24 protein-coding genes and 2 pseudogenes are annotated in these 20,691 nt (G+C 62.3%); 14 read left to right on the forward strand and 12 right to left on the reverse strand.

The window, feature by feature from the left end:
• Positions 1-1,336, forward strand: a 1,336-nt coding sequence (groL, locus tag OC446_RS13585; protein ID WP_262029564.1) for a chaperonin GroEL, incomplete at its 5' end; no start/stop codon positions are given.
• Between the two features lie 365 nt (positions 1,337-1,701).
• On the opposite strand, the gene metG is transcribed toward groL, so the two are convergent.
• The gene (metG, locus tag OC446_RS13590; protein ID WP_262029565.1) at positions 1,702-3,399 is read right to left on the reverse strand and encodes a methionine--tRNA ligase; all 1,698 of its coding nucleotides are present in this window, start codon (positions 3,397-3,399) and stop codon (positions 1,702-1,704) included.
• A gap of 187 nt (positions 3,400-3,586) precedes the next feature.
• Between metG and OC446_RS13595 the strand changes: the two genes are divergently transcribed.
• On the forward strand, positions 3,587-3,802 hold the full coding sequence (locus OC446_RS13595) for a hypothetical protein (RefSeq protein ID WP_262029566.1): 216 nt from the start codon (positions 3,587-3,589) through the stop codon (positions 3,800-3,802).
• Positions 3,803-3,808: 6 nt separating this feature from the next.
• On the opposite strand, the gene OC446_RS13600 is transcribed toward OC446_RS13595, so the two are convergent.
• Positions 3,809-4,033 (reverse strand): hypothetical protein, encoded by a 225-nt coding sequence (locus OC446_RS13600; RefSeq protein WP_262029567.1) that lies wholly within the window; start codon positions 4,031-4,033, stop codon positions 3,809-3,811.
• Between the two features lie 538 nt (positions 4,034-4,571).
• Here OC446_RS13600 and OC446_RS13605 point away from each other — a divergent pair.
• From OC446_RS13605 to OC446_RS31040, 8 genes and pseudogenes are all read left to right on the forward strand, one after another.
• Positions 4,572-5,075, forward strand: a complete 504-nt coding sequence (locus OC446_RS13605; protein ID WP_262029568.1) for an Hsp20 family protein — start codon at positions 4,572-4,574, stop codon at positions 5,073-5,075.
• A gap of 92 nt (positions 5,076-5,167) precedes the next feature.
• Positions 5,168-5,680 carry an Hsp20/alpha crystallin family protein gene (locus OC446_RS13610; RefSeq protein WP_262029569.1) on the forward strand — a complete coding sequence of 171 codons (513 nt, stop codon included), beginning with the start codon at positions 5,168-5,170 and terminating at the stop codon, positions 5,678-5,680.
• 75 nt (positions 5,681-5,755) lie between these two features.
• Complete coding sequence (locus OC446_RS13615) at positions 5,756-6,139, forward strand: hypothetical protein (RefSeq protein WP_262029570.1); 384 nt, start codon at positions 5,756-5,758, stop codon at positions 6,137-6,139.
• Between the two features lie 22 nt (positions 6,140-6,161).
• Positions 6,162-6,893 (forward strand): ETC complex I subunit, encoded by a 732-nt coding sequence (locus OC446_RS13620; RefSeq protein ID WP_262029571.1) that lies wholly within the window; start codon positions 6,162-6,164, stop codon positions 6,891-6,893.
• Positions 6,894-6,902: 9 nt separating this feature from the next.
• Positions 6,903-7,079 (forward strand): annotated as a pseudogene (gene rpoZ / locus OC446_RS31035) (DNA-directed RNA polymerase subunit omega); the annotation flags it as partial.
• A gap of 193 nt (positions 7,080-7,272) precedes the next feature.
• The gene (locus OC446_RS13630; RefSeq protein ID WP_262029573.1) at positions 7,273-7,638 is read left to right on the forward strand and encodes an SPW repeat protein; all 366 of its coding nucleotides are present in this window, start codon (positions 7,273-7,275) and stop codon (positions 7,636-7,638) included.
• A 538-nt stretch (positions 7,639-8,176) separates the two neighbouring features.
• The gene (locus OC446_RS13635; protein WP_262029574.1) at positions 8,177-8,566 is read left to right on the forward strand and encodes an SPW repeat protein; all 390 of its coding nucleotides are present in this window, start codon (positions 8,177-8,179) and stop codon (positions 8,564-8,566) included.
• A 221-nt stretch (positions 8,567-8,787) separates the two neighbouring features.
• A pseudogene (locus tag OC446_RS31040) lies at positions 8,788-9,189 on the forward strand (DUF2267 domain-containing protein); the annotation flags it as partial.
• Here the strand turns inward: OC446_RS31040 and OC446_RS13640 are convergent.
• The 6 genes from OC446_RS13640 to OC446_RS13665 form a co-directional block, all read right to left on the reverse strand.
• Positions 9,079-9,891: a universal stress protein gene (locus OC446_RS13640; protein ID WP_262029575.1), complete on the reverse strand. Its 813-nt coding sequence runs from the start codon at positions 9,889-9,891 to the stop codon at positions 9,079-9,081. The pseudogene OC446_RS31040 and the gene OC446_RS13640 overlap by 111 nt on opposite strands.
• A gap of 6 nt (positions 9,892-9,897) precedes the next feature.
• Positions 9,898-10,215, reverse strand: a complete 318-nt coding sequence (locus tag OC446_RS13645) for a hypothetical protein (protein ID WP_262029576.1) — start codon at positions 10,213-10,215, stop codon at positions 9,898-9,900.
• Positions 10,216-10,284: 69 nt separating this feature from the next.
• Entirely contained in the window at positions 10,285-10,926 is a 642-nt protein-coding gene (locus OC446_RS13650; protein WP_262029577.1) for an RNA polymerase sigma factor, read from the reverse strand.
• A gap of 265 nt (positions 10,927-11,191) precedes the next feature.
• On the reverse strand, positions 11,192-11,335 hold the full coding sequence (locus tag OC446_RS13655) for a hypothetical protein (RefSeq protein ID WP_262029578.1): 144 nt from the start codon (positions 11,333-11,335) through the stop codon (positions 11,192-11,194).
• A 315-nt stretch (positions 11,336-11,650) separates the two neighbouring features.
• A complete protein-coding gene (locus OC446_RS13660; RefSeq protein WP_262029579.1) occupies positions 11,651-12,637 on the reverse strand; it encodes an alpha/beta hydrolase in 987 nt (328 codons plus the stop codon).
• A 143-nt stretch (positions 12,638-12,780) separates the two neighbouring features.
• Positions 12,781-13,617 (reverse strand): MBL fold metallo-hydrolase, encoded by an 837-nt coding sequence (locus OC446_RS13665; RefSeq protein WP_262029580.1) that lies wholly within the window; start codon positions 13,615-13,617, stop codon positions 12,781-12,783.
• Positions 13,618-13,756: 139 nt separating this feature from the next.
• On the opposite strand from OC446_RS13665, the gene OC446_RS13670 reads away from it, so the two are divergent.
• Positions 13,757-14,719 carry a LysR family transcriptional regulator gene (locus OC446_RS13670; protein ID WP_262029581.1) on the forward strand — a complete coding sequence of 321 codons (963 nt, stop codon included), beginning with the start codon at positions 13,757-13,759 and terminating at the stop codon, positions 14,717-14,719.
• Between the two features lie 434 nt (positions 14,720-15,153).
• On the opposite strand, the gene OC446_RS13675 is transcribed toward OC446_RS13670, so the two are convergent.
• Both OC446_RS13675 and OC446_RS13680 read right to left on the reverse strand, forming a co-directional pair.
• On the reverse strand, positions 15,154-16,713 hold the full coding sequence (locus OC446_RS13675) for an FAD-dependent monooxygenase (protein WP_262029582.1): 1,560 nt from the start codon (positions 16,711-16,713) through the stop codon (positions 15,154-15,156).
• A 579-nt stretch (positions 16,714-17,292) separates the two neighbouring features.
• Entirely contained in the window at positions 17,293-17,574 is a 282-nt protein-coding gene (locus OC446_RS13680) for a hypothetical protein (protein WP_262029583.1), read from the reverse strand.
• Between the two features lie 269 nt (positions 17,575-17,843).
• On the opposite strand from OC446_RS13680, the gene OC446_RS31045 reads away from it, so the two are divergent.
• The gene (locus OC446_RS31045; RefSeq protein ID WP_410055072.1) at positions 17,844-18,251 is read left to right on the forward strand and encodes a trypsin-like peptidase domain-containing protein; all 408 of its coding nucleotides are present in this window, start codon (positions 17,844-17,846) and stop codon (positions 18,249-18,251) included.
• Between the two features lie 544 nt (positions 18,252-18,795).
• Here OC446_RS31045 and OC446_RS13685 read toward each other — a convergent pair.
• Positions 18,796-19,026 (reverse strand): hypothetical protein, encoded by a 231-nt coding sequence (locus tag OC446_RS13685; protein ID WP_262029584.1) that lies wholly within the window; start codon positions 19,024-19,026, stop codon positions 18,796-18,798.
• Between the two features lie 33 nt (positions 19,027-19,059).
• A complete protein-coding gene (locus tag OC446_RS13690; RefSeq protein ID WP_262029585.1) occupies positions 19,060-19,302 on the reverse strand; it encodes a hypothetical protein in 243 nt (80 codons plus the stop codon).
• Positions 19,303-19,512: 210 nt separating this feature from the next.
• Here OC446_RS13690 and OC446_RS13695 point away from each other — a divergent pair, with 210 nt between their 5' ends.
• Entirely contained in the window at positions 19,513-20,016 is a 504-nt protein-coding gene (locus tag OC446_RS13695; RefSeq protein WP_262029568.1) for an Hsp20 family protein, read from the forward strand.
• A 92-nt stretch (positions 20,017-20,108) separates the two neighbouring features.
• A complete protein-coding gene (locus OC446_RS13700; RefSeq protein ID WP_262029569.1) occupies positions 20,109-20,621 on the forward strand; it encodes an Hsp20/alpha crystallin family protein in 513 nt (170 codons plus the stop codon).
• Positions 20,622-20,691: the final 70 nt, after the last annotated feature.

Consider the following 20,691-nt stretch of genomic DNA (forward strand, 5'->3'; position numbering starts at 1 on the left):
CGAGGGCGCCAAGGCGGTTGCCGCCGGCATGAACCCGATGGACCTCAAGCGCGGCATCGATCTCGCCGTCACCGAGGCCGTGAAGGACATCCAGGCCCGCGCCAAGAAGATCAAGTCCTCTGACGAGATCGCCCAGATCGGCACGATTTCCGCCAATGGCGACAACGAGATCGGCCGCATGCTGGCGGAGGCGATGCAGAAGGTTGGCAACGAGGGTGTCATCACCGTCGAGGAAGCCAAGACCGCCGAGACCGAGCTCGACGTCGTGGAAGGCATGCAGTTCGACCGCGGCTACCTCTCGCCGTACTTCGTTACCAACGCCGAGAAGATGATCGCGGAGCTGGAGGATCCCTACATCCTCATCCACGAGAAGAAGCTCTCGTCGCTCCAGCCCATGCTGCCGATCCTCGAGGCCGTCGTCCAGACCGGCAAGCCGCTGCTCATCATCGCTGAAGACATCGAGGGCGAGGCTCTCGCCACCCTCGTGGTCAACAAGCTGCGTGGCGGCCTGAAGATCGCTGCCGTGAAGGCTCCGGGCTTCGGCGATCGCCGCAAGGCCATGCTCGAGGACATCGCCATCCTGACCGGTGGCACCGCCGTGTCCGAGGATCTCGGCATCAAGCTCGAGAACGTGACGCTCAACATGCTCGGCCGGGCCCGCCGCGTCCGCATCGAGAAGGAAAACACCACAATCGTCGACGGTGCCGGATCGAAGAAGGACATCGAGGCGCGCGTCGGACAGATCAAGGCGCAGATCGAGGAGACCACCTCGGACTACGACCGTGAGAAGCTCCAGGAGCGTCTCGCCAAGCTCGCAGGCGGCGTCGCGGTGATCCGCGTCGGCGGTGCGACCGAGGTCGAGGTGAAGGAGAAGAAGGATCGCGTCGACGACGCCATGCACGCGACGAAAGCCGCCGTGGAAGAGGGCATCGTCCCCGGCGGCGGCACGGCTCTGCTCCGTGCCAAGGCTGCCGTTCGGAAGCTGTCCTCTGACAATCCGGACGTGAGGGCGGGCATAAACATCGTGCTCCGCGCCCTTGAGGCCCCGATCCGCCAGATCGCCGAGAACGCCGGCGTGGAAGGCTCGATCGTGGTCGGCAAGATCACCGACAACGCGAGCTCGGACACGTTCGGCTTTGATGCGCAGACGGAAGAGTATCGCGATCTCGTCCAGGCTGGCATCATCGATCCCGCGAAGGTCGTCCGCACCGCTCTCCAGGACGCGGCTTCGGTCGCCGGCCTCTTGATCACCACCGAGGCCATGGTCGCCGAACTGCCGAAGAAGGAATCCGCTCCGGCAATGCCGGGCGGCGGCATGGGCGGCATGGACTTCTAACCACCTGGTTGTCCGGAGGCCCCTGTACGCTGGGGGCCTCCACGCTTGCGAGCCATGAGTTGAACCTTGATGCTCTCTTAGTGGTGGGTGACATCACCCGACGCGGCCAGCAGCACCGCATAATTCCGTAGATCCAACCGCTGGCGGCCCCGCGAGCATCAACGTCATCCATCGTCATTCCGAGGCGAATCCGGCCAGCCCAAGCCAACCTTGTGCGACACGACGATCCATGGTTTCGGAATAGCTCGCGTCGCTCGCGGCCATCGCCCTCATGTCCGCGTCGACCTCTTGTGGCAGTTCTGCCGGCGCCCTCAATGTAGCGCCGGCAGGGTCCCTTGACGAGAGACCTGAGAGTGCTGCCGGCTTCAGCAAGGTCGCTCGCTTACCGCAAATCTGATCCGCTGCTCTTCTGCCCATTCATGGGTTAGCTTTTTGAACAGGACTGACGGGACGCTAACGACCTCGCCTCCCTTGATCAGATCGAGGGCCTCAGCTGCAGATCGAGGCCATGGCGGCACAGTCCACTTGCGGCCGACAGCACGGAACACTTCTTCCGTAGCCGTGGGGATCGCCGGCCACGCCACGATTGAGCAGAGATTCGCGAGGTTGACGGCCGTTCTCACCACGACCTGACATCGATTGGGATCCGTGTGGAACGTTGTCCAAGGAGCTTGTTCCGCGAAGTAGCGGTTCGCCAGCCGCCAGATCGCGCGGATCTCGTCCGCCGCCTTCCGGAACGAGCACGCGCTCTGATACCGCCTCAAGGCCTCAAGATGCCCGTCCAGGGCCTGCACCACCTGCCACTCCGCTTCCTCTGGCGCGCCTCCCTCGGGAACGACGAGGCCGAACCGCGAGGCGACGAAGCTGAGCGTCCGGTTAACCAGATTGCCGAAGGTATCGGCCAAGTCGTTGCTCACCTCCCTGGCGAAACGCTCAAAGGTGAAATCGGTGTCGCTCCCTTCCGGAGCGTTGGCCGCGAGCCACCAGCGCCAGTAGTCGGCAGGAAGAAGGCCCAACGCCTGATCGAGGAAAATGCCCCGTCGCTCGCTTGTCGAGAACTTCCCGCCCTCGAAAGTAAGCCAATTCACCCCCTTGATCACGTCGACCGTCTTCCAGGGCTCCCCGGAGCCCAGCAGGGTGCAGGGGAAGCTCACGGCATGAAACGGCACGTTGTCCTTGCCAAGGAACTGGAGGTATTCGACATGATCTGCCTCCCACCACCATCTCCGCCAGTCACGGTGCTCAAGCTCGATGGCGGCCCATTCCTGCGTGGCGGCGATATAGGCGATGGGCGCGTCGAACCAGACGTAGAAGACCTTGCCTTCGTAGCCGGGCTTCGGGACCGGAACACCCCACGAAAGATCCCGGGTGATGCAGCGGTCTTGCAGGCCCTCATCCAGCCATTTCCGTGCGATCGATGTCACGAGAGGAGGCCAACCCGAGCGGGTCTCGATCCACCGCTCGAGGTCCTTAGCCAGCGCCGTCTGCCTCAAAAACAGATGCCTCGTGGGTCGGACCTCGAGTTCGGCGCTGCCGGAAATCGCCGACCTCGGAGCAATCAGGTCGGTCGGGTCGAGCGTCTTGGTGCAGGCCTCGCACTGATCTCCCCGCGCCCTTCCTGATCCGCAGTGGGGACATGTGCCGACGACGTAGCGGTCCGGCAGAAAGCGGGTGTCCGTATGCGAGTAGAACTGGTGAAGTACCCGTTCCTCAATGAACCCATTCTCTTCTAAACGCCGGAAGAAATGCTGGGTGAGAGCGCGGTTCTGCGGCGAGGACGAGCGCCCGAAATGATCGAACGACAGGTTCAGGCGGCGGTAGATGTCGGCCTGGATCAGATGCTGCCGATCACAGTATTCCCGCACCTTGAGACCGGCCTCGGCAGCCCCCAGTTCGGCCGGGGTGCCGTGCTCGTCGCTTGCGCAGATGAACAGGACGTCGTCACCAATCTGGCGGCGGTAGCGGGCGTGAATGTCGGCGGGCAGCAGCGACCCTGCAAGGTTGCCGAGATGTTTGATGCCGTTGATGTACGGCAATGCGGACGTGATGAGTGCCTTCGCCATGGTACCCTCCTGGGTATGTTCGCGGTGAATGCGTCGGGACCCCGGACACGAAAAAGCCCTCCGGCAGCAGCGGGAGGGCTCGGGTCCGACGCTTACGCGCGGGCGATCAGGCGCGCTCTAACCCCTCCGGCCAGTATCCTGCTGGTCGGGCCTGCGCATTCGCGTGGCTGGCAAGTGGTTGAGCATTATGGCCTCTTATCTCGAGCCTTCTTATATGCCGGGCCATGTGCATTTTATCAAGCCGCCTTCGGAAGGTTTGGCTGGCTTCGAAATCGCACCTTCCTCTGAGACACCAGAATTCCTGGTCGATCGCGTGCACGGCTACTCAGCCAAGGGTCGGCCCTACACGCTGATGGAACGGCCAAAGAGGCGAGGACGAATTTGCGAGAAGACGCTTTTTTGAAAGGTCTTACTGTCGTGTGAGGATGTCGAGGATGCGTTCCCGCTGAGCGTAAAAGTAGTCGAGGACCTGCTCCAGCCCCTGCAGCACAGCTTTGGCCGTTTCAATATCCGCCCCCTGCTCGGCCATCTGCTCGATCCGGGCGATCTGCCTGATGACGAGCCGCTGGGTCTCGGTGATATTCCGCTCCAGTTGGGCGAGTTCTGGGTGCAGCTCGAACATGGTTTCGGGCACAGCTCAAATCTCGTTGGCCATAAAAAATTATGGGATCCCGAGCGGGTTCCCAACTGACCCCGAATTTCCGATGAGCGCCTGGGTGGCGAGGGGCTTTCGTTGTTTTGACGCCAGGGTCGGGTGTCTCCGGGGCCATAGGCCTTCTGAAGACGTCGGTCCGCGCCTGCGATGGATTTTCTTCCCAAGTATCCTCAAGCTGCCCGCAATAAGAGCGGGCGTCATAGCCGAGGTTGGCCGCGTGCTTGATCATGTGGGGCACAATGCCGAAGGCATAGGCTTCGCCAAACTTCCTAGCCGCCTTCTCGGCCAAGGTCCGTTCCGGCTTTGAGAGCGGCCTAAGAGGCTGTGTGCTGGGGCTTCGTCTTCAATCCTATGGACGGTCTCATTTCTTTGCCCGCGCTTCCACTTATGGATCTTGACGGGCGGGATGAGCGTTCCTACCTCGTGGAATGCCAAGGCTCATCAGGAGCTTGGCACCTTCGGCGCCGGCGGGCCGCCGGCGCTCTTGTGGTTACGTTGCTCAACGGAGGATGTAGCTATGAGAACAACGTTCGACCTTTCTCCTCTCTATCGTTCGTCGGTCGGCTACGACCGGCTGCTCGACATGCTCGATCAGGTCAACCGGGTCGAGCCCATGACCAACTGGCCGCCCTACAACATCGAGAAGACGGGCGACGACCAGTACCGCATCACCATGGCGGTCGCGGGCTTCTCACCCGACGAGATCGAGCTCGTTCAGCAGGAAAACACGCTCTTCGTGAACGGCCAGAAGCATCCTGAGCCGGAAGGCGTGCAGGTTCTCCATCGCGGCATCGCCACTCGCGCGTTCAAGCAGACCTTCAACCTGGCCGACCATGTGAAGGTCACGGGGGCGAGCCTTGAGAACGGCCTGCTAACGATCGAGCTGAAGCGCGAGGTTCCTGAGGAGCTCAAGCCCCACCGGATCGAGATCGTCTCCGGCACGGGCGCCAAGGCGCTGTCTCAGGACAACCAGCCGCAGCAGATCGAGCACGAGCCGAGCAAGCAAAGCAAGGCAGCTTAAGGCAGGCGCTTCACGATGGGGCGCAGCGGTGCCGGGACACCGGCACCGGACCCTTGCGCTCGCCTGAAACGGATCGATGAAAGGAGAAGACCATGAACATGCGTGATCTGATCCCGTGGGGCCGCACCGAACGGTCGATGGTCCCCGGCACGATGCGCGGTGAGGAGATGAGCCCCTTCATGACCCTTCACCGCGAGATGAACCGGCTGTTCGACGACGTGTTCAGCCGGTTCGAGGGCGGCATGCCGTCGCTTCTCGGGCGCATGCCGGCCTGGCCCAGCCTCGAGGCGACCGAGACCGACAAGGAGGTCCGGATCTCGGCCGAGCTGCCCGGCATGGACGAGAAGGACATCGAGGTCCTGGTCGACGACGATGTCCTGACCATCCGCGGCGAGAAGAAGGCCGAGACCGAGGACAAGGAGCGCCGCTTCAGCGAGCGCTACTACGGCCGCTTCGAGCGTGTCGTTCCCCTGCCCTTTGCGGTTGAGGAGGACAAGGTCGAGGCGTCGTTCAACAACGGCGTGCTCACCGTCACCCTGCCCAAGTCCGAAAAGGCGCAGGAGAAGACCAAACGCATCACCGTCAACGGAAAAGGCAAGAAGTAGTCGCATGGCACAGCACCCGGGAAGGCCGCACCGGCTGCCCGGGTGCCCGCCTTCGCTCACTCGAGGAGGGTGATCATGGAAATGATTGAAGCCAAACTCGATAGCAGTCCGGCTCCTGTTCCCCAGGTTAAGTCGCCCGGCGTCTCTGAGCGTTCGTTCGTGGATGCCCTGGTCGACCCGGTGAACATCTTCGCGAGCCCGCGGGAGGTCGTGGAGCATCCCTGGTTCAGCGACGAGGAGAAGCGCACCATCCTGCTGTCCTGGGCCCGTGACGAGCTCGTGATCGAGCAGGTCGCGAGCCGGATCATGCCTGACCTGCAGGTGAAATCCCGCATCGATGCCGTAATCGAGGCGCTTGCAAACTTCGATCAGGCTGCGGCAGGCGAGTATCACAGTGCTGCCCAAGCCATTCGAAGCGACAAGAGCCGTCAGCCGGTCCGGCGGAGGACATCGCACTAGGAGGGAGGTGAAGGAGGGTACCATGCGTGAGCATGTTGTCGGACTTGGTCACAATCGTCCGCCGGTCCTGCGCCTGACACGCGGACAGCCTTGGCCGGAAGATGCGCAGGCAACAATCTCCCGCCGGACCCGCTCGATCACGACCTCTGGACGAGCCGGAACGGATCAGTGGATCCTGCGCTTCGAGCGACGCCAGCCGCAGACCATTGAACCGCTTATGGGCTGGACGGCGGATGATGACACCCTGACCCAGGTCGAGCTCAAGTTCGCCTCGAAGGAGGAGGCGATCGCCTACGCGGAACGAGAAGGTTTGGCCTATAGGGTCCAAGGGGAGCCGGTCACCGCCACCCGGGTGGAGCGCAAAGAGGCTCGCAAGCGGGCCGAGCAGCGCGAAGCGGCCGAACTCTATATGGCCGCCGCGGCACTGGGGTGGATGGACGCCCAGTATGGCGTCGCCGCCGTCGGGCGCAGGCCGGACCTGGATCAAGCGCTCGTCGACCCGGCAAGCGTCTTTGCCTCGCCGGACGAGGTCGTTCACGATCCTAGTCTGTCCCCCGACGACAAGCGCGAGATCCTGCGCCGCTGGGCCTGGGACGAATGGCTGCTGGAGGTAGCGGCCGACGAGTCTCCCGCACCTGGCAAGCCGTCCCGCTACGACGAGGTGAAGGCTGCGCTCTTGATGCTCGATCGGCTCGCGGGCACGCAGCTGGTGTTCGCCGGGAACGCCTCACCCTTCAACAAGTCAGCAGCATAGGAGGAATCCATGGCCCGTATTACGACGGTCGACTGCGAACGTGTGGTTCCGAACCGCTTCGAGCTGGTTCTTCTTGCGTCTTATCGAGCGCACGAGCTGTGGAATGGGGCCGAGCCGCAGGTCTCCGTTCCAGGCGAAAAGCCGACCGTGCTCGCATTGCGCGAGATCGCCGCGGAACGGATCGATCCTGGCAGCCTCCGGCAGCAGCTCGTCAACCGCTTCATGCAGGCGGACATAGACCCGATCGAGTTTCACAAGCAGTCCATTCCGAAGCTTGCCCCAGCTTCTCCCTCCGGCGGGACTCCTGACGAACCGCTGGAAGGGGGCGCACCAGCACCGGTGCACTGTCAATGACTATGACAAAACGACGGAGGTCAACATGAAACTGAAACACTGGAGTGAACTGACGATCCCCAATGTCATCAACGCTCCGCTGGGAGCTTTCCTTGCCGTGTCGCCATGGTTGCTCGGATTCTCGACTGCCGAGACGGCGACTTGGAGCGCGGGTCTGGTCGGCGCCCTCGCCTGCCTGATCGCCCTTGCAGGTCTTGCAAGGCCGCAGCAATGGCAGACCTGGGCCAGCCTTGTGGTGGGTCTCTGGGCAGCAGTAGCCCCCTGGGCGCTGGGCTTTGCTGGTGAGACGAACGCGGCATGGTGCCACCTCACGGTGGGATTGACGACCGTGGTGGTGGCTGCCTTTGCGCTGTTCTGGATTTATAGCAACCCGCGAAAGCTCGCCCATTGAGAGCAGAGGAAAGAGCCTCTGAACCTGAAGTGGCATTCCAACCACGCAATGGAGGAATGATGATGAAAAGACTCTTCAGAGCCGCTGCTGTCGCTCTATCGCTCGTTGCGGCTCTCGCAACGCCCACGGCGGCTTCAGCGCATTGGCGTCATACACCCTGGGGCTATCATGCGAGCTGGCATCCTGGTGCGGCAGCAGCTTTCGGCGCACTGACGGGGGTTGCTCTTGGAAGCGCCCTCGCGGCCAGCGCACGACCCTACTACGCCGCAGTACCCGGACCGACCTACGTTGCAGGACCTTATCCGGTCTACCACCGGCCTGTCGTGGGGCGGAGATGCGTCACCGAAAGCTGGAGTGAATGGGTACCCGGTTGGGGACGGGAGGTACATCGGCGCACCGTGTGCCACTAACCTGTAGTCCGTCCGAGGCAAGCGTCTGACGCACTCACCTACATTGGTGTAGGAAGCAGGCGCTTGCCCTCGGATGCCGGCAAACTTTCGAAACGACTCGATCCCACTCTGGATCTTGGGAGGTGAGCATGGCTTCCATACACACGAACAGCACAGGAAGAAACGTCAAGCGGGACTGGACGATTGTCGAGGCCGTCGATACCACCGTGGCCGCAATACTGATCCTGTCTCCTTGGCTGTTCCGCTACTCGGATACGGCGGCGGCAACGTTGAGTGCCGTCCTGGTCGGGGCCCTCGTTATCATAGCGACATTCATCCGCGACTCTGTGGCGCGGGCTTGGCATAGTCTTGGGACTCTCGTGCTTGGACTATGTGCCATCATCGCTCCTTGGGCACTTGAGTTCAGCATCATACCGAATGCGGTCGGGACGCATGTTTTGGCCGGGATCGCCATAGTGGCAATGGCGGCGATCAATCTCTGGATCCGGCATCTCGATCCGCCTGCAAGGGCAGCATGAATGACAAAGCTGGTTCGCCTTGTGCTGCGGAGCACGAGGCGAACCCATTTCGAGTTCCGACGCGAAACCCAAGTGGCAGATGACGATAAGCTGGCAAGCGAAGGAGGCAACCAGCGAGGGGGCGCCACGACAGTGAGGTGACCGGCCCGGACACACAGCGTTGCTCTCGTGCGTTGCGAGCCGTACTTCACGCGCTGCGCGACTGATCGACGGTTGATCAGGCCACGCATCTGGCATCTCAACTCCCAGTGCTCATTCGCAGTCTCCACTACGCGGACCATCACCCGACTGGCAACCCGGAGCCGATTCGATCCCAAGCGGAATTTTGGAACGCGCCTCAGAGTGGATTGGGAGCATGCGCCGACACTGACATCCGTCATGCGGCATGTGCCGTATTTCGCGTGCTCCAGAGGCACTTGGATGAGGGTGAAACCGCCATGGCGAAACAAGTCCTGCCGGTGGAGATCAGCGAGCCCTTTGATTTGCCGCCATCTAGGCCCGGGCCCGCCAAATTAGTGCGACATCAGCACCGGCAGAGTCATCGCGTCAAGAATGCCGCGTGTGGCGCCTCCGAGGACAAATTCGCGGAGCCGCGAGTGCCCGTAGCCGCCCATTACCAGTAGATCGGCTCGGGCGTCAAAGGCATGAGACAACATCGTGCTTGCAATTTCCCCTGCGCTGGGAAGGCTGCGGAACGCGGCGGAGATGCCGTGACGCGCCAAGTGTCGGACGATCCTGTCACCGGAGCGATCGATCCCAACGCCGGCCTCGGCGACAGTGACGACTTCCGCCCGCTTGGCTCGCGCCAAGAACGACATCGCATCGTTGAGAGCCCTGGCGGCCGTCGCGCTTCCGTCCCACGCAATCAGCACAGTCTCAAGTCTAAACGGAGCGATCGGCACGTACGGCACGATCAGTAGCGGCCGGCCGGTTTCGAACAGAGCCGTTTCGATCATGATCTCCCGGTCATCGGGGGCATCAGGGTTCGGCTGCTCGAGGACTGTCAAATCGAAGTGCCGCGCCAGAGGACCAATCGCCCGACCCGGCAGTCCGGCTGAAACTTCGACGGGCTCGGTCTCGACACTGATGCCTTTGGCTGTCGCAACAAACCGGTCCAGGATCCGTCGAGATTCCGCTCGTGCGTCGTTGAGCGCGGATGCCAGCAGGGGAAGCGACGCCTCCGGCCAAGCGACGCTCGCAGTGGGATCGCGCACGATCGTTGTCGCCGTGAGGCGCGCCTCGAGCATCGAAGCGAGGGAGACCGCAAATGGGCCAGCCGTTTGGGTGCTTGCGTCAAGCACAACGAGGATATTCTTGATCGGCATTGAAAACTACCCCTCCGTCGGCGGTCTGGATGCGGCCGCGGCGAACCCCTCGGCGCCCTGCGACCGTTTCATCGCACGGATGCTCCGCGCGATCTCCTGCGTTTGCGGCTCGCCCTGCGCCTGTTCGGCCAAAGCGGCGGCTTGCTCCAGGGCCTCGTTCCAGACAGCCCGTGCGGCGTCATGGCCGTCCAGCAGCTCCCGGATGTCGACCGGCGGGCCGGGACGGACCGGGATCCAACCAGGCGGGTCACTTGCCGGAAACGACTCGAGGCTTGCTTCATCCACCGGGTCGACTGTCGCCGGTTCACGATTGTCCTCTTGCATACCACTGCTCCATTCCACTCTTCAGAGGAACTGCCTGTAGGTCCCCTGACGCGAAGAAAGTCCTCAGGTCTACTCGCGACGCGCTCCTGATGCTTCCCGTCCATCAAGGAGCGTCTGCCGGGACTCTAAGAGGAGTTCTCGCGCCTCGGAAACCGAGGAACTTGTCGCGAAGGCCGCCTGTTGAAGCGAGATGCCATGGCGGTCATGCATGAGCAGGATGCGGCGGCCCCGCTCAGGCAACGCGCCGGGCTGGCTCTCGACGGCAGGGGCGATCTCCTCCGGCGTGGATTTCGGATCGGGAATGACCTCCTCCCAAGCTTCGAAATCCGCGGGCTGCCGCCATCCTGTCGCGGCTGCCATGTCAGCAGCAGGGGCATCTAAGGATACAGGGGCCAACTCCCCGATCTGCCTCTCCTCGCCCACAAGCAAGTCGGCCGTCCGGTATAAGAGACCGAGGAGCCACGCCTTGAGGTCTAGATTGTCGGGCTTATGCCGGCGCTCGTCCCACGCCTTGATCATCGTTTCCGCCAGAAGATCTTCTGCGCTGAGGGATCCGGAGCCGAGATCGCCAACGCAGACGCGGTATGTGATCTCGTGCTGGGCGGCTGCCCGTAGCTCTTTGAGATGTGGCTCGACCAGGCTCCGGAACATATCTTTGTCCCCGGCGAGTGCCCTTTGCCATTGGTCGGTCAGGGCCTTGACGTCAGACATTGGCAACTCCCTGCATCCTTCCCTTCTGCACAGAGCATCCTCATGCCCCGATGCACGATCTCATCGCTCGTCCCGCCACCGGGAGCACACCATGCGCGGGGCCGAAAATCCAAGGGTGATCTATCCGGACACGTGGCGGCCGGCCTCCAACGCCTGACGGGTCGACACAGCCGAAGGGTCGTCTCCACTCGGACGGTCGGACGGGTCAGAGGCGTTGCCCGTTCCGGAATGGAGGCGCCCGATCGGGCGCCTCCATCTCGACGGCTCACTTCTTCATGTTGGGCTGATTGCTCGCGTTGGAAGTCCGCTCACCGTGACTGCCCTTCCGGAACGTCAGCTTACCGGACACCCGCCTGAGCGTGTCAGCGATATCGTATTTGAGCTTGTTGGCCATTTCAGACATGTTCATGACAAACCCCATCAGGTTCGGCACGAAGTCGGTGCCAGCCTTACAACGCAGACCTTGGCTGCCGGATCCAAGTACTTCGCTCCTTACAGAGCGCGTTTACGAGGCTCGGGGAAGAGGGCGCAAGCGGAAGGTTTTGACCCGCTGCACGAGCATCCCACAAACGTCCACTCAATTCAGAATTCGACTGGCCGGCGGCTTTGTCGCGTTCCACCCCATCGAAGACCTAGAGACATTGCCAATCCAAGGGTGCTTCTGACGACCGATGCTGGCCGATGGGCACCCGACTAGCCAGAACTGCGACATGGACGGGGCCTTCTAGGAGGCTCGATCGCCCTGGTCGTCATCCCGCCAGTCGGCGAAAGCGCGCTGCAGTTCGGCGGCAACCTCTCCGATCAGGATCATCGTCTCAGGCATGATTCCACCCATCGTGAGAAAGCCGTGGATCTGGCCGGGAAAGTGCCGCCGCCGGACAGGCACCCCCGCCGCTTCCAACCGATCCGCATATGCGATGCCCTCGTCGCGGAGAGGATCATGGCCGCAGGTCACAACCAGCGCCGGAGGAAGATCGGCGTGGCTGGCGGCGCGCAGCGGCGAAGCGCGCCAGTCGGTCGCCAGGGCGGGATTGGGCAGATACTGGCCTGCGAACCATTCGAGCGCGGCGACGTTCAGTGTCGGGCCGGTCTCAAATTCCGCTCTTGAAGCAGTCCGGGCGGCAAAATCCGTCGCAGGATAGATCAGGATCTGCCCGCAGGGCTGCGGCCGGCCCTCGTCGCGCAGGATCAGCGCCAGGACCGCCGCAATATTTGCCCCGGCGCTGTCGCCTCCCACGGCAATACGACGCGGGTCGATCAGAAGCTCGTCCGCCGCCGCAGTCACGTGGTGATAAGCGGCTTGGGCATCCTTAATGGCAGCGGGAAAGGGCCGCTCGGGCGCCAGGGCATAGTCCACGGCAATCACCGCGCAGCGCCCGGCATTGGCAATGCTCCGGCAGGCATTGTCATGGGTCTCCAGATCTCCGGACACCCATCCGCCGGAGTGGAAGAATAGGAATGCGGGCAGCACCTGTCGGTCCGCCGTGCCCCAGGGCCGATAGAGCCGCATCGCCGGCCGGTCCGGGGCTGCCGGAAGATCATGGACCCGCGCGACCTCCGGCAGCGCGGGTGCGAGGGCTCGGCGGCCATCGCGGAAGGCGCGTCGAGCGTCCTCCGGCGTGCCAGTCTCGGGGCCCTGGACCGGAGATGCGAGCAGTCGGTCGACAAACTGCTGCGCCGCAGGGTCGAGGGGCGATTTGAGCTTGCTCACGATTTACCCTCCCCTCACGTAGCTCAGGCCTGCTTCCACGCTACCAGGCATTCCTCGTTGAACACGGGCCAACCGAATGTAAGGATGGTGTCGCCGTTGCGGCCATAGGCGCAAACGATCTACAGGCGCCATTCGCAAGCCCCTCATTCATGGATCCAGGTGAATCGCTCGCCTGCTCGACAGACTCTGCCGACCGACGAGCCGCCAAGATGCGAGCCGAAGAACAGTGCATTTCGGTCGGCGGCATAACCAAGAGCCCAAAGCCGGGATGTCCGAGCAAGCTCGGCAGTCTCGCAAAAAACCGAGTTCCATTCCGGCCGCAGAACCTGCACCTGATTGTGAAGCACATCGCCCCCGAAGAACGCCTCCTCTCCGCCGCTCCGGATGGAAATGGAGAGATGGCCCGGGCTATGTCCAGGCGTAGCATGGAAGATCACGCCGTCGATCGGCCCAAACGGTCCCGGATCGATCTCATCCACGAGTCCTGCAGTGATGACCGGCCTGATGCTATCACCGAACACGCCGGCTGCCGGTCCTTCTTCGAACTGCGCCTGTCTCGCCGTTGCGCCTTCGACTCGGCCCCACACATAGCGGGCCCTGGGAAAGGTCGGCAGCCAACGCCCCCCATCTTCCCTGGTGTTCCAGCCTACGTGGTCGGTATGGAGATGGGTGCAGAAAACGTAATCCACCTCCTCTGGCACCGCACCCGCTGCAACAAGCCGCTCCAAATAGCCCGTCGTAAGGTTAGCGAACGCGGGAAAAGCTCGCTGCCGGCCGTTGCCGACCCCCGTATCAATTAAGATTCGGCAGGTGCCGTCTTGCACCAGCCAGCTCTGGACCGGGACGCTCAGACGGTTCCCATGGGCGGCGCGGGTCGGCCTGACCACAGTCTCTGCCTCGGCGCCGAGCACGCCGTCGTCCCATGCGGGGATCAAGGCTGTAGGCGCAAACTCGAGAGTAATCTCCGAAATGCGGGTCACCCGCCAAGATCCGATCCTGTAGATATTTTCCTGCATAACGAGCCTCACTGCATCTCAGCACTCCTCATGAGCGCGGACCATTGCCTCGTGATGCCATGCATATTATGAATGAGGTCGCGCTTTCAAATCGATATGATTCATGAACTCTATCGATCACTTCAATCTCCGCTCCTTCGACCTCAACCTGCTCATCGCCTTCGATGCGCTGATGCAGGAACGCAGCGTCACACTCGCCGCCCGGCGGTTGAAGGTCCAGCAGCCGGCCATGAGCCACACGCTCGCCACGCTCCGGGCCACCTTCAACGATGAGCTTCTTGTGCGCGTGAAGCAGACGATGGAACCGACCCAGCGGGCCCTTGAGCTTCACAAGCCGATCCGCGACCTGCTCGCGCAGGCGCAGGACGTGCTGCGTGGCAGCCGTCCTTTCAGTCCTGCCACGGATGAGCGGACCTTCCGTCTCGGCCTGACCAATGGGCTTGAGGTCCTTCTGCTCCCCGAATTGGCGGCACGGTTTCGCCAGCACGCGCCGTCGGTCTCCCTTGTCGCGCGGGCTGTCGAGCCTTCTGACGCGACGGAGCTGCTCGATTCCGGCGAGCTCGACCTCGCGGTAGGGTGCTACGAGGCGCCGGTATCCTGGCAGAGACGCGAGTTGCTCTTCGAGGAGACGCTCACCTGCTGCTTCAATCCGACGCTGTTACGCTTTGGCGTGCCGATTGATCGGCATGCCTATGTCGAGACGCCGCATGCCGTCGTCTCGCTCAACGGCGAACTCTGGGGTTGCATGAAGCCAGTGTTGGAGGACATCGGCATCCGTCTCAACATCGCGGCCTCGGGACCGAATTTCCTGGCGACCCTGATGATGGCGCGCGAGGGGCCGCTGCTCACAACGCTACCCAGCCGGATCGCCGCGCTTTATGCACCGATCTTCGGCCTGACGACGAGTCCGGTGCCGCTACCTTGCCGGCCTAATCCCATCGCCATGGTCTGGTCAATGCGCGCGGACCAAGAGTCGGGCAGCGTTTGGCTGCGTAATGAGATCCGTCAGGCCGGGTTCGTCAAGTACAGGCCAGGAACGCCGTCTGCAGTGATTGCTGCCGAATGATCTCGCTTGTTCTCGGCTTTGACATATCAGCGATATCACCTCTGAGCTTGTTGGCCGTCTCAGACATGTTCAAAATTGACATCACACATGGATCACCCACTTGGGGCAGCCCCCCTTGACCCTACCAATCTCAGGCGCGGCCAAACAAAGTACTTGTCGACCCCTGCTAGGAGGCCGAGAAGAAGCTCCTAGGCCAAGGCGGCAATAGAGGCTTTGCGCAGGCAGATCATTGTGCGCACCACAAGTTCAGCGTTGAGACGGCGATGGGGTCAATGACCTCGTCGACTGCGAAATCTCATAGGCTGTAGAAGCAATGACGAGTACGATCAGCAGGCTAATGGATTGAGCCCATTGACCATGCGATAAGGAAGGGCAGAGCCGGAGGGGAAACTGTCCCCTCCATGATGTGTCTTCTCGTGTTACCGTAGACCCTGCTAGGCAGACCCCTGCACTCCTTCAGGGTCGCCGAACCATCGCAATGCGGCCTCAGCTACTCCCTCAGCGTCAGGAGCAGTCTCGCTGGCCCACGCGACGAAGCCGTCTGGGCGCACGAGCATTGCTCTCAAGCCTAGCCCATCTGTGACGGTACTTGAGACATAAGCGATCCGATTGCTCCAGCGACTCCCGAGCACCTGAAGCGGCGTATCACTGTCGAAGTCCAGCAGAAGGCCTCTTCCCGTTCTCAAGTGTTCGCCGAGCTTAGTGCCGTCGACTAACTCGAAGTCGGGAGCGCTACGGCCCACCAGCGGATGGCTGCCGCCCAGTTCGTATTTGAGAGATACACCCCACACGCGCTCAGCGAAGTAAGTCGCGCCGTCGCGCGTGTCGATTAGATCACGAATGATGGATTCGAGCGCGCGCGTACTCCGGGTAGGCCGCATGAGCGCGACTTGGGCACGCGACCAATCGAGAACTTGCGCTCCTACTGGATGCCGTTCGCTCAGATAGGTATCAAGCAACCCGGCCGACGCGTTACCACGGATCGTCGAAGCCAGCTTCCAACCCAGGTTCATTGCGTCGCCGAGCCCGAGGTTGAGCCCCTGACCACCTAAGGGAGAATGGATGTGGGCTGCATCCCCCGCGAGCAATACCCGCCTTCTTCGGTACGCCATCGCCTGGTAGGCGCGATCAGTCCAAGTAGTGGCAAGATGGAGAGCTGTAACGATGACGTCCGTGCCGGCGACGCGGCGCAACACTGTCTGCACATGCTCCAGCGTAATCGGCCGGGTCCGGTGGAACGCACCTCCGTCGAAATCGACCATCGCGATCGTTCCAGGCTTAGCGTAAGTGTACATTCCCGTCGGCGTATAGGTGCGTCCGGGACGGAGCTTATCCGGGTTGGCAATGTCGACTTCAACGGAATAGCCGGTGAACTCGGGCTCGGTGCCGACGAAATCAAATTCTCCTAGCTTCCGCACCGTGCTGCGACCTCCGTCGCAGCCGACGAGCCAGCGTCCGCGAAAGGTCTCGCCGCCAGCACGGATGGTGACGTCTTCATCCGACTGAGTAAACTCCGTGACGCCTAGGCCGCGCCTAATCTCAACTCCCATCGCGCTTGCACGAGCGGCTAGGACCGTTTCAACGGACTCCATGTCGACCGCCATGCTGGTGCCAGCCGGACTTGGCAGGCGATATTGCCACCGCGAGGTGTCGACGTTGTCATGATAGAACTCGATGCCGGCGAAGTGGCCAGCTGACCGGCGCGGCTGCTGCATCCAATGCGCGACGGCCTTGGTGCCCCCCGAAAGGTCGTTCGCGCGCTGCTCCGCAGCGATGTCCTCCAGCAATCCACGGCGGTAGAAGGCCTCGATGGTGGGGGCTGAAAGGCCGCGCATCCCGAAGGGAAGCCGCTTCAAAGGCGAGCGTGGATCCTTGGCTTGCTCCAGCACCAGCACCGAAAGGTTGGCGAGCCGCAACTCACAGGCGAGAAAGAGGCCGACAGGGCCAGCGCCAGCGATTACGACGTCATACGGCTTCGAGTGTCGGATGTGCATGATCTACTCCTGTGTCGATGTTCGACCGGAGCGTTCCTCGCCTTTGAGAACCACACGGACGAACAATTTGGACGCTCGAGGAGCATCCGATGTTCGTCGTGGGGGTCCTATGCACGAAGCCAAAGACCAGAGCTTTCGTTACCGAAAGGACTTGGGCTTACCAAACCAAGTCTGCCTTTTCCGACACGGCAACGATAGCATCGGGTAGATTTCCCGGCAACGGACATTGCGCCCCGGGCCGAATTGCTGCAGCAGAGGCGGGTGCTCCAGAATGGCCTCTTCATCCATGCCATAGGGAGGCAGATCCGCGGTTCGAGCGGACGGTGCATTCAACAGAGTTGACCGGCCGAGCACTAACGCTAAGAAGCTCGCCCTTGCTACTTTGTTTAATTGGATCTTTCGCGCTTGGGCTCCCGGGTCCGACGGGACCGTAGCCTGCCAGCCAAGGTTCCCTTTCCTCGAGAGTCATCGGCGCTGCCGGGACGGTTCGGCGCGTTCTTCACGTCCCGGCTCGCCCGTCCCGGCTCGCCCGTGCGGGCTGGTGTTGCTCCGGCACAACTCCCTGGAACCACGCAGAGCTTATTCGGAGTGCTCTCGGCTGCCCTCGACTGAACTGCCTCTCCCGTTCCGGTTGATGCTGCCAGTCGCCTCAATGTCGGGAGCTTGGCCTGGCAATACCATGGGACCGTTCATGCCGAAGGTGACGATGTCGCTGCATCCGTCAGGGAGAAGCCCCGCCCCGTTCTCTTGGGGCAGGCAGCGGGCCGGCACGTTCTGGGCGAAGTCCGGCACCGATGGTTCGGATGCGGCAACACCCAGGACTGCCGCTATCAATGCACTTGGAAAAGCTCGTTTGAGCATGTTGATCTCCTCTGCAGTCGCAACGTCATACTTCTCATTCCAAACAGCAGGCTGCGCTTCGGGTTCCTGGGGCGCGTGGACGCCTTGATGTGATGGCATGCCTCCTTACCTCTTCTGCGACCGGAGCATCGACCATTCGTTCGATCAGTTGAGACCAGGGCGCATCGTTTCGTAACTTGACGTCGGTTATGACCATGAGATGGTTCCCTATGCTTGCAGCCCGGGGGAGGCGCCGGGACGGTCGCTATCCCCCGACTTGGTAAATGGCTATGGCCCTGGCTTGGCCAATTGGCCGGGCTCACGCCATTGAAGGAGGTGCGCTGGCCCGAGCCAATGATCAACTCGCGCGTTCCACGGTCGCCGGCGGTACGCTGGTCGTGCCGGACGGTTCTGTCCGGCTAAGTCATTGCTCGGGCGTGCTGGTCGCTCCCGATCTCGTACTAACCGCCGCGCACTGCATCAGAGACAATCCGGTCGGGGCCGCCGTCTCCTTTTATGATGGGAGCAGGCGCCTTCCTTCGACGCACCGTGTCGCCGCCGTCATCCGCCGTTCCTTTGAGCCGGGCCGTTTCACCTCCCGCGACGTTGCGGACATGCTCACCGAGATCTCCCTTGATCTCGCGGTTCTGCGCCTGGAAACACCGGTGACAGGGCTCCCCCCTTCGCCTCGCCCATAACCTGCAGTCACTACCACAAACCCTGCGGCTGGCGGGCGTGGGTCTTTCCGGCCGGACGGTCGGCACACTTAGGACTACCGTCTTGAATCCACTCGCCATATCGGAGACAGGGCTGATCATTGCGCGCACGGTCGGAGCTCGAGTGTGTCTTGGAGACTCGGGTGAGCCTGTCGTTGTGCCGATCAAGAACGGCCCGCTGCTGTAGGGGGTGGCGAGCGCCGTCATCACACCTCACGCCCCCTGCGGCAGCATCCTCATGATCGCTCCGGCCGCAGCCGCAAGCCCACAGGTGTAACGATCCGCAGGCCTGGACGGCCTGCGCTCACAACAAAGCCCAGAGCATCGCACTCTGGGCTTCGGGCACTCAATCGGGAGAGCCCGCTTCGTGCCGTGTAGTTTCCGGTCCAGATCGACTAGGCAAAAACGTCCTGGTGGACCAATGCACCGAGCGGACCTCGTACCAATCCGGAAATCTACATAGAAATAACACGATCCGTCAGATGTTGGTTCCGGGAACCAGGGACCGACGGATCGAATGTCAAACTTACGCCAATCCGAAATACTGACTGGGCCGGTGAACCGCGAGGGTTTCGGATTGCGGCGGAAAATATGGCACCAGCTCGACATCTTCCACCCGCACAGGGGCTGCATGGAGGTGCGAGAGAAGCTCTGCACCTTGCCGCAGCAGAGCATTGCGGTCGCCGGTGTCTTGAAGAACAATCCCGGAGACATCGTCGGCGCCGCGGAGCTTCACAAAGAAGTATCCGGTGGTCATGGCGTTACCCCTTTCCCTTACGCATAGTCCTCCCTAGAACTTTGGGACAGCGGGCAGCTCGTCCTCATCGGTCTGGAGCAGTTCGACCAAGCGAGCGATCCGTCCCGATGGGATACGCCTGCCCTCGTTGAGCATGGCCTCGTCGTTCTCGAGCCAAGCCCTGGCCTCTGCCAGTTCCGTCCGGCTGGTTCCCATGTGCAGGATCTCGGTCACCACGCCGTCGCTGGAGCGCCCGATGAGCGCCCTCACCCCGTCCCGTGTCAGCCTGTCGGTCATATTCGATCTCCTGTTTGGTGGGGATCGGTGCCGATGTGGGTTTGGGAACGGGTATCAACAAGACCGTCTGGGACGTTCTCGTGGATCTTGACGGGCGGGATGAGCGTTCCTACCTCGTGGAATGCCAAGGCTCATCAGGAGCTTGGCACCTTCGGCGCCGGCGGGCCGCCGGCGCTCTTGTGGTTACGTTGCTCAACGGAGGATGTAGCTATGAGAACAACGTTCGACCTTTCTCCTCTCTATCGTTCGTCGGTCGGCTACGACCGGCTGCTCGACATGCTCGATCAGGTCAACCGGGTCGAGCCCATGACCAACTGGCCGCCCTACAACATCGAGAAGACGGGCGACGACCAGTACCGCATCACCATGGCGGTCGCGGGCTTCTCACCCGACGAGATCGAGCTCGTTCAGCAGGAAAACACGCTCTTCGTGAACGGCCAGAAGCATCCTGAGCCGGAAGGCGTGCAGGTTCTCCATCGCGGCATCGCCACTCGCGCGTTCAAGCAGACCTTCAACCTGGCCGACCATGTGAAGGTCACGGGGGCGAGCCTTGAGAACGGCCTGCTAACGATCGAGCTGAAGCGCGAGGTTCCTGAGGAGCTCAAGCCCCACCGGATCGAGATCGTCTCCGGCACGGGCGCCAAGGCGCTGTCTCAGGACAACCAGCCGCAGCAGATCGAGCACGAGCCGAGCAAGCAAAGCAAGGCAGCTTAAGGCAGGCGCTTCACGATGGGGCGCAGCGGTGCCGGGACACCGGCACCGGACCCTTGCGCTCGCCTGAAACGGATCGATGAAAGGAGAAGACCATGAACATGCGTGATCTGATCCCGTGGGGCCGCACCGAACGGTCGATGGTCCCCGGCACGATGCGCGGTGAGGAGATGAGCCCCTTCATGACCCTTCACCGCGAGATGAACCGGCTGTTCGACGACGTGTTCAGCCGGTTCGAGGGCGGCATGCCGTCGCTTCTCGGGCGCATGCCGGCCTGGCCCAGCCTCGAGGCGACCGAGACCGACAAGGAGGTCCGGATCTCGGCCGAGCTGCCCGGCATGGACGAGAAGGACATCGAGGTCCTGGTCGACGACGATGTCCTGACCATCCGCGGCGAGAAGAAGGCCGAGACCGAGGACAAGGAGCGCCGCTTCAGCGAGCGCTACTACGGCCGCTTCGAGCGTGTCGTTCCCCTGCCCTTTGCGGTTGAGGAGGACAAGGTCGAGGCGTCGTTCAACAACGGCGTGCTCACCGTCACCCTGCCCAAGTCCGAAAAGGCGCAGGAGAAGACCAAACGCATCACCGTCAACGGAAAAGGCAAGAAGTAGTCGCATGGCACAGCACCCGGGAAGGCCGCACCGGCTGCCCGGGTGCCCGCCTTCGCTCACTCGAGGAGGG

It is taken from the genome of Microvirga sp. Mcv34 (assembly GCF_024519725.1).
In the GTDB taxonomy this organism is placed as follows: domain Bacteria; phylum Pseudomonadota; class Alphaproteobacteria; order Rhizobiales; family Beijerinckiaceae; genus Microvirga.

What these genes read in the sequence shown, in the direction of transcription:
- metG (WP_262029565.1), bottom strand. Translation starts at nt 3,399, where the DNA reads ATGGCGAAGGCACTCATCACGTCCGCATTGCCGTACATCAACGGCATC.
- OC446_RS13595 (WP_262029566.1), top strand. Translation starts at nt 3,587, where the DNA reads ATGGCCTCTTATCTCGAGCCTTCTTATATGCCGGGCCATGTGCATTTT.
- OC446_RS13605 (WP_262029568.1), top strand. Translation starts at nt 4,572, where the DNA reads ATGAGAACAACGTTCGACCTTTCTCCTCTCTATCGTTCGTCGGTCGGC.
- OC446_RS13610 (WP_262029569.1), top strand. Translation starts at nt 5,168, where the DNA reads ATGAACATGCGTGATCTGATCCCGTGGGGCCGCACCGAACGGTCGATG.
- OC446_RS13615 (WP_262029570.1), top strand. Translation starts at nt 5,756, where the DNA reads ATGGAAATGATTGAAGCCAAACTCGATAGCAGTCCGGCTCCTGTTCCC.
- OC446_RS13620 (WP_262029571.1), top strand. Translation starts at nt 6,162, where the DNA reads ATGCGTGAGCATGTTGTCGGACTTGGTCACAATCGTCCGCCGGTCCTG.
- OC446_RS13630 (WP_262029573.1), top strand. Translation starts at nt 7,273, where the DNA reads ATGAAACTGAAACACTGGAGTGAACTGACGATCCCCAATGTCATCAAC.
- OC446_RS13635 (WP_262029574.1), top strand. Translation starts at nt 8,177, where the DNA reads ATGGCTTCCATACACACGAACAGCACAGGAAGAAACGTCAAGCGGGAC.
- OC446_RS13640 (WP_262029575.1), bottom strand. Translation starts at nt 9,891, where the DNA reads ATGCCGATCAAGAATATCCTCGTTGTGCTTGACGCAAGCACCCAAACG.
- OC446_RS13645 (WP_262029576.1), bottom strand. Translation starts at nt 10,215, where the DNA reads ATGCAAGAGGACAATCGTGAACCGGCGACAGTCGACCCGGTGGATGAA.
- OC446_RS13650 (WP_262029577.1), bottom strand. Translation starts at nt 10,926, where the DNA reads ATGTCTGACGTCAAGGCCCTGACCGACCAATGGCAAAGGGCACTCGCC.
- OC446_RS13655 (WP_262029578.1), bottom strand. Translation starts at nt 11,335, where the DNA reads ATGAACATGTCTGAAATGGCCAACAAGCTCAAATACGATATCGCTGAC.
- OC446_RS13670 (WP_262029581.1), top strand. Translation starts at nt 13,757, where the DNA reads ATGAACTCTATCGATCACTTCAATCTCCGCTCCTTCGACCTCAACCTG.
- OC446_RS13675 (WP_262029582.1), bottom strand. Translation starts at nt 16,713, where the DNA reads ATGCACATCCGACACTCGAAGCCGTATGACGTCGTAATCGCTGGCGCT.
- OC446_RS13680 (WP_262029583.1), bottom strand. Translation starts at nt 17,574, where the DNA reads ATGCTCAAACGAGCTTTTCCAAGTGCATTGATAGCGGCAGTCCTGGGT.
- OC446_RS31045 (WP_410055072.1), top strand. Translation starts at nt 17,844, where the DNA reads ATGGCCCTGGCTTGGCCAATTGGCCGGGCTCACGCCATTGAAGGAGGT.
- OC446_RS13685 (WP_262029584.1), bottom strand. Translation starts at nt 19,026, where the DNA reads ATGACCACCGGATACTTCTTTGTGAAGCTCCGCGGCGCCGACGATGTC.
- OC446_RS13690 (WP_262029585.1), bottom strand. Translation starts at nt 19,302, where the DNA reads ATGACCGACAGGCTGACACGGGACGGGGTGAGGGCGCTCATCGGGCGC.
- OC446_RS13695 (WP_262029568.1), top strand. Translation starts at nt 19,513, where the DNA reads ATGAGAACAACGTTCGACCTTTCTCCTCTCTATCGTTCGTCGGTCGGC.
- OC446_RS13700 (WP_262029569.1), top strand. Translation starts at nt 20,109, where the DNA reads ATGAACATGCGTGATCTGATCCCGTGGGGCCGCACCGAACGGTCGATG.